Genomic DNA, 1,993 nt, shown 5'->3' with positions numbered 1-1,993 from the left:
ATAATGTAAGTGGCTAGGCCACTTACATTCATCATTATAATCTTCTTAAAATCGCATTGACAACATAGGAAGCAAAATAATAACTTGCTTTTGGTAGTGGTAATTTTTCCAAGTTGTAGTAGGTATTCCAAGTACGTTTTAAGGCACCTACTCTATCACTAGAAATTGACCCTGCAACTTGTCGATAAGAATTTAAAGGTTGAGTAATCCCAAAGGCTGAAATTCCCGTTTCCCGCATGATCTGCAACCAAGTTGCCGTGTCTTGTCCTTTTCGTACAAGAGGCATCCGGAAATCACCAATGATATTTCGATCAATCATCACTGTTGAACAAGCAATAGCCGTATTTTTCAATAAACCAGTATAGTCTAAGGAAATAGGTACATTGGCTTTTTCTTTCAACACTTGACCTGTTTCATCAACAAGGCGGAAATCCGTGTAAGAAAAGGCAATTTCACCTTTTTGCATGAAAGAGATTTGTCTGATTAATTTATCCTTATCCCACACATCATCTGAATCGACGAAGGCAAGATATTGACCTTGTGCCGCTTCAATACCAGTGTTTCGCGCTACAGCAGCACCACTATTTTCAGCTAGATTAATCACTTTAATTCGGCTATCTTCTGTTGCAAACTGTTCGATAATTTCCAGGCTGGTATCTGTTGATTGATCATTCACTAGTAACATCTCCCAATTAGCATACTCTTGGGCTTGAACCCCTTTAATCGTTTCACCAATGAATCGTTCAGCGTTATAGACCGGTGTTACTATTGAGATTAGATTGGATTGGAAAGTCATCTGTTTTGCCTCCTATTTCAAGTGAATAATCTTCACTCTTGACTCATACAACTTACTCAATTCAAATTGATTTTGATACCAATCTTTATCTGTAGAACCTGATTCAATAAAGATAATCACTTCTTCAGGTGCTTGATTTTCAACATTTAATTGATTGGTCACTGGTAATTGTGTATTTGAGAAAGATCGGATGATTTCGTTATCTGTCGTTTGCGCTAAGGCAATTCTACTTTTATCAGCCGGAATCATTAACCAGTTATTTAAGTTTTCTGTATTAACTTTTTTGCTGTCTACTAACCATTGGTAGTCAGCAAAATCCCAAGTGTAATCATAAGCATAGTTAATTTTCTTACTGAAGAAATGTAAGATAAATAATACGGTTGTTGATAAAATCACACCTAAAATCCCACCTAAAACAGCATAGATCACTAATGAGCCACCAGTTTCTTGTGGTTGGAGTCCTGACAGTGTCTTAGGTGTTGGAATCATCATATTTTCTTCAACAATTAAATCTTCACCGATATCTGGTGTAGATAAGAAAGTAAGGTCGTAATTTTCATAAATTGGTACATTGCCATCAACAATATATTGATAGATAGCTTCTGCCACAGCTAAGTTTTCTTCTGCAGTTTGCCCCACTAAGACACGCATAGTGATTTCATCCGTAGAGGTATTTCGAACGGCTGCAAGTCCTCCACGGAAGTCGCGTGATTTTTCTAGTCCAACATTTTCTTGAGCTTCTAGCGTAGCGGCAATATCGACGCCAGAAATCTCTTCTAACTCAGCCATAATATCTGGACGCGATAATAATTCATCTAAAATAAATGAATTACCTAAAGTTAACCCTTCTGGATTGATGCCCACAAAAGAGAATTCTGCTGGCTCTTGTTCATACACCGTCGCTAAATAGTTATATGATGCTTCGATTTCTTCTGGTGTTAACTCTGCATTCGCAGATGTTTCAGAAGTGGCTTCACCAATTGCAGAGTTCTCAATGTAATTGGTTAAAAGCATCCGTGCGCCTAAGGTCAATCCCATGACAATGATTGCGCCGATTATAATTTTGATGATGTTATTGATGAAAAATCGCCATAGTTCAGCAATTATTGTTAATAAACTCATTTATTCTACCCTCTTTTTCTTTCCAAAAACTTGTGCTTCCATAATACCAATGTAGGCAATAATTAATCCGAAGAA

2 protein-coding genes are annotated in these 1,993 nt (G+C 37.1%); both read right to left on the bottom strand.

Translation table 11 applies throughout. The features are described from left to right. Positions 1-34: 34 nt before the first annotated feature. On the bottom strand, positions 35-796 hold the full coding sequence (locus ACRCJ0_RS12855; protein ID WP_431390678.1) for a glycosyltransferase family 2 protein: 762 nt from the start codon (positions 794-796) through the stop codon (positions 35-37). A gap of 12 nt (positions 797-808) precedes the next feature. Beyond that, positions 809-1,918, bottom strand: a complete 1,110-nt coding sequence (locus ACRCJ0_RS12850; RefSeq protein ID WP_431390677.1) for a hypothetical protein — start codon at positions 1,916-1,918, stop codon at positions 809-811. Positions 1,919-1,993: the final 75 nt, after the last annotated feature.

This window comes from Aerococcus sp. L_32, from assembly GCF_050689315.1.
Note: the sequence above shows the minus strand (reverse complement) of the source record. Positions and strands in the feature narration are given on the sequence as shown.

Bases quoted from the DNA above. Each gene is read 5' to 3' on its own strand.
- ACRCJ0_RS12855 (WP_431390678.1), bottom strand. From the start codon at position 796: ATGACTTTCCAATCCAATCTAATCTCAATAGTAACACCGGTCTATAAC.
- ACRCJ0_RS12850 (WP_431390677.1), bottom strand. From the start codon at position 1,918: ATGAGTTTATTAACAATAATTGCTGAACTATGGCGATTTTTCATCAAT.